The 5,349-nt window shown below is 51.1% G+C and carries 2 tRNA genes and 2 rRNA genes; all 4 read left to right on the forward strand.

Annotated elements, in window-relative coordinates:
• Positions 1-265: 265 nt before the first annotated feature.
• A 16S ribosomal RNA gene (locus AOA61_RS05970) occupies positions 266-1,802 on the forward strand.
• 83 nt (positions 1,803-1,885) lie between these two features.
• Positions 1,886-1,962, forward strand: a tRNA-Ile gene (locus AOA61_RS05975).
• 30 nt (positions 1,963-1,992) lie between these two features.
• Positions 1,993-2,068: transfer RNA gene (locus AOA61_RS05980), tRNA-Ala, on the forward strand.
• A gap of 247 nt (positions 2,069-2,315) precedes the next feature.
• Positions 2,316-5,207: ribosomal RNA gene (locus AOA61_RS05985) — 23S ribosomal RNA — on the forward strand.
• The 16S and 23S rRNA genes sit together here with 2 tRNA genes alongside, the layout of an rRNA operon.
• The last annotated feature ends 142 nt before the right edge of the window (positions 5,208-5,349 follow it).

Here is a 5,349-nt window from a genome sequence, read left to right on the forward strand (position 1 = left end):
GTTGTTGAAGAAATCTTCGAAAGCTTCTGAAAATAATCACTTGACAGCAAATGAGGCTGCTGTAGAATGCGCGCCTCGGTTGAGACGAAAGATCTTAACCAACCGCTCTTTAACAACTGAATCAAGCAATTCGTGTGGGTGCTTGTGGAGTCAGACTGATAGTCAACAAGATTATCAGCATCACAAGTTACTCCGCGAGAAATCAAAGATGTAACCAACGATTGCTGAGCCAAGTTTAGGGTTTCTTAAAAACCCAAAGATGTTTGAACTGAAGAGTTTGATCATGGCTCAGATTGAACGCTGGCGGCAGGCCTAACACATGCAAGTCGAGCGGTAGAGAGAAGCTTGCTTCTCTTGAGAGCGGCGGACGGGTGAGTAATGCCTAGGAATCTGCCTGGTAGTGGGGGATAACGTTCGGAAACGGACGCTAATACCGCATACGTCCTACGGGAGAAAGCAGGGGACCTTCGGGCCTTGCGCTATCAGATGAGCCTAGGTCGGATTAGCTAGTTGGTGAGGTAATGGCTCACCAAGGCGACGATCCGTAACTGGTCTGAGAGGATGATCAGTCACACTGGAACTGAGACACGGTCCAGACTCCTACGGGAGGCAGCAGTGGGGAATATTGGACAATGGGCGAAAGCCTGATCCAGCCATGCCGCGTGTGTGAAGAAGGTCTTCGGATTGTAAAGCACTTTAAGTTGGGAGGAAGGGCAGTTACCTAATACGTGATTGTTTTGACGTTACCGACAGAATAAGCACCGGCTAACTCTGTGCCAGCAGCCGCGGTAATACAGAGGGTGCAAGCGTTAATCGGAATTACTGGGCGTAAAGCGCGCGTAGGTGGTTTGTTAAGTTGGATGTGAAATCCCCGGGCTCAACCTGGGAACTGCATTCAAAACTGACTGACTAGAGTATGGTAGAGGGTGGTGGAATTTCCTGTGTAGCGGTGAAATGCGTAGATATAGGAAGGAACACCAGTGGCGAAGGCGACCACCTGGACTGATACTGACACTGAGGTGCGAAAGCGTGGGGAGCAAACAGGATTAGATACCCTGGTAGTCCACGCCGTAAACGATGTCAACTAGCCGTTGGGAGCCTTGAGCTCTTAGTGGCGCAGCTAACGCATTAAGTTGACCGCCTGGGGAGTACGGCCGCAAGGTTAAAACTCAAATGAATTGACGGGGGCCCGCACAAGCGGTGGAGCATGTGGTTTAATTCGAAGCAACGCGAAGAACCTTACCAGGCCTTGACATCCAATGAACTTTCTAGAGATAGATTGGTGCCTTCGGGAACATTGAGACAGGTGCTGCATGGCTGTCGTCAGCTCGTGTCGTGAGATGTTGGGTTAAGTCCCGTAACGAGCGCAACCCTTGTCCTTAGTTACCAGCACGTAATGGTGGGCACTCTAAGGAGACTGCCGGTGACAAACCGGAGGAAGGTGGGGATGACGTCAAGTCATCATGGCCCTTACGGCCTGGGCTACACACGTGCTACAATGGTCGGTACAGAGGGTTGCCAAGCCGCGAGGTGGAGCTAATCCCATAAAACCGATCGTAGTCCGGATCGCAGTCTGCAACTCGACTGCGTGAAGTCGGAATCGCTAGTAATCGCGAATCAGAATGTCGCGGTGAATACGTTCCCGGGCCTTGTACACACCGCCCGTCACACCATGGGAGTGGGTTGCACCAGAAGTAGCTAGTCTAACCTTCGGGAGGACGGTTACCACGGTGTGATTCATGACTGGGGTGAAGTCGTAACAAGGTAGCCGTAGGGGAACCTGCGGCTGGATCACCTCCTTAATCGACGACATCAGCTGCTCCATAAGTTCCCACACGAATTGCTTGATTCATTGAAGAAGACGATAAAGAAGCAGCCCGAAATTGGGTCTGTAGCTCAGTTGGTTAGAGCGCACCCCTGATAAGGGTGAGGTCGGCAGTTCGAATCTGCCCAGACCCACCAATTTTGTGTGGGAAACGCCTGTAGAAATACGGGGCCATAGCTCAGCTGGGAGAGCGCCTGCCTTGCACGCAGGAGGTCAACGGTTCGATCCCGTTTGGCTCCACCACTACTGCTTCTGTTTGTTGAAAGCTTAGAAATGAGCATTCCATTGTGATGATGGTGAATGTTGATTTCTAGTCTTTGATTAGATCGTTCTTTAAAAATTTGGGTATGTGATAGAAAGATAGACTGAACGTTACTTTCACTGGTAACGGATCAGGCTAAGGTAAAATTTGTGAGTGGCTCGAAAGAGCCAAATCGAATTTTCGGCGAATGTTGTCTTCACAGTATAACCAGATTGCTTGGGGTTATATGGTCAAGTGAAGAAGCGCATACGGTGGATGCCTTGGCAGTCAGAGGCGATGAAAGACGTGGTAGCCTGCGAAAAGCTTCGGGGAGTCGGCAAACAGACTTTGATCCGGAGATGTCTGAATGGGGGAACCCAGCCATCATAAGATGGTTATCTTACGCTGAATACATAGGCGTAAGAGGCGAACCAGGGGAACTGAAACATCTAAGTACCCTGAGGAAAAGAAATCAACCGAGATTCCCTTAGTAGTGGCGAGCGAACGGGGACTAGCCCTTAAGTGGCTTTGAGATTAGCGGAACGCTCTGGAAAGTGCGGCCATAGTGGGTGATAGCCCTGTACGCGAAAATCTCTTAGTCATGAAATCGAGTAGGACGGAGCACGAGAAACTTTGTCTGAATATGGGGGGACCATCCTCCAAGGCTAAATACTACTGACTGACCGATAGTGAACTAGTACCGTGAGGGAAAGGCGAAAAGAACCCCGGAGAGGGGAGTGAAATAGATCCTGAAACCGTATGCGTACAAGCAGTGGGAGCTCACTTTGTTGGGTGACTGCGTACCTTTTGTATAATGGGTCAGCGACTTATTTTCAGTGGCGAGCTTAACCGAATAGGGGAGGCGTAGCGAAAGCGAGTCTTAATAGGGCGTCTAGTCGCTGGGAATAGACCCGAAACCGGGCGATCTATCCATGGGCAGGTTGAAGGTTGGGTAACACTAACTGGAGGACCGAACCGACTACCGTTGAAAAGTTAGCGGATGACCTGTGGATCGGAGTGAAAGGCTAATCAAGCTCGGAGATAGCTGGTTCTCCTCGAAAGCTATTTAGGTAGCGCCTCATGTATCACTGTAGGGGGTAGAGCACTGTTTCGGCTAGGGGGTCATCCCGACTTACCAAACCGATGCAAACTCCGAATACCTACAAGTGCCGAGCATGGGAGACACACGGCGGGTGCTAACGTCCGTCGTGAAAAGGGAAACAACCCAGACCGTCAGCTAAGGTCCCAAAGTTATGGTTAAGTGGGAAACGATGTGGGAAGGCTTAGACAGCTAGGAGGTTGGCTTAGAAGCAGCCACCCTTTAAAGAAAGCGTAATAGCTCACTAGTCGAGTCGGCCTGCGCGGAAGATGTAACGGGGCTCAAACCATACACCGAAGCTACGGGTATCACGTAAGTGATGCGGTAGAGGAGCGTTCTGTAAGCCTGTGAAGGTGAGTTGAGAAGCTTGCTGGAGGTATCAGAAGTGCGAATGCTGACATGAGTAACGACAATGGGTGTGAAAAACACCCACGCCGAAAGACCAAGGTTTCCTGCGCAACGTTAATCGACGCAGGGTTAGTCGGTCCCTAAGGCGAGGCTGAAAAGCGTAGTCGATGGAAAACAGGTTAATATTCCTGTACTTCTGGTTATTGCGATGGAGGGACGGAGAAGGCTAGGCCAGCTTGGCGTTGGTTGTCCAAGTTTAAGGTGGTAGGCTGAGATCTTAGGTAAATCCGGGATCTTAAGGCCGAGAGCTGATGACGAGTTAACTTTTAGTTAACGAAGTGGTTGATGCCATGCTTCCAAGAAAAGCTTCTAAGCTTCAGGTAACCAGGAACCGTACCCCAAACCGACACAGGTGGTTGGGTAGAGAATACCAAGGCGCTTGAGAGAACTCGGGTGAAGGAACTAGGCAAAATGGCACCGTAACTTCGGGAGAAGGTGCGCCGGTGAGGGTGAAGGACTTGCTCCGTAAGCTCATGCCGGTCGAAGATACCAGGCCGCTGCGACTGTTTATTAAAAACACAGCACTCTGCAAACACGAAAGTGGACGTATAGGGTGTGACGCCTGCCCGGTGCCGGAAGGTTAATTGATGGGGTTAGCTAACGCGAAGCTCTTGATCGAAGCCCCGGTAAACGGCGGCCGTAACTATAACGGTCCTAAGGTAGCGAAATTCCTTGTCGGGTAAGTTCCGACCTGCACGAATGGCGTAACGATGGCGGCGCTGTCTCCACCCGAGACTCAGTGAAATTGAAATCGCTGTGAAGATGCAGTGTATCCGCGGCTAGACGGAAAGACCCCGTGAACCTTTACTATAGCTTTGCACTGGACTTTGAATTTGCTTGTGTAGGATAGGTGGGAGGCTTTGAAGCGTGGACGCCAGTCTGCGTGGAGCCAACCTTGAAATACCACCCTGGCAACTTTGAGGTTCTAACTCAGGTCCGTTATCCGGATCGAGGACAGTGTATGGTGGGTAGTTTGACTGGGGCGGTCTCCTCCTAAAGAGTAACGGAGGAGTACGAAGGTGCGCTCAGACCGGTCGGAAATCGGTCGTAGAGTATAAAGGCAAAAGCGCGCTTGACTGCGAGACAGACACGTCGAGCAGGTACGAAAGTAGGTCTTAGTGATCCGGTGGTTCTGTATGGAAGGGCCATCGCTCAACGGATAAAAGGTACTCCGGGGATAACAGGCTGATACCGCCCAAGAGTTCATATCGACGGCGGTGTTTGGCACCTCGATGTCGGCTCATCACATCCTGGGGCTGAAGCCGGTCCCAAGGGTATGGCTGTTCGCCATTTAAAGTGGTACGCGAGCTGGGTTTAGAACGTCGTGAGACAGTTCGGTCCCTATCTGCCGTGGACGTTTGAGATTTGAGAGGGGCTGCTCCTAGTACGAGAGGACCGGAGTGGACGAACCTCTGGTGTTCCGGTTGTCACGCCAGTGGCATTGCCGGGTAGCTATGTTCGGAATAGATAACCGCTGAAAGCATCTAAGCGGGAAACTAGCCTCAAGATGAGATCTCACTGGAACCTTGAGTTCCCTAAAGGGCCGTCGAAGACTACGACGTTGATAGGTTGGGTGTGTAAGCGCTGTGAGGCGTTGAGCTAACCAATACTAATTGCCCGTGAGGCTTGACCATATAACACCCAAGCAATTTGCTTGCTTCGAGCTGAAAAGCGAAAGAGCACCAGATTGCGGTGTGTGAAGACGAAATGAACCGAAAGTTCGACTCTTGCAAACACCGAAAGCTATCACATACCCAATTTGCTGAAGCGAGGCCA

The organism is Pseudomonas sp. 2995-1, assembly GCF_002742505.1.
Taxonomy (GTDB): domain Bacteria; phylum Pseudomonadota; class Gammaproteobacteria; order Pseudomonadales; family Pseudomonadaceae; genus Aquipseudomonas; species Aquipseudomonas sivasensis.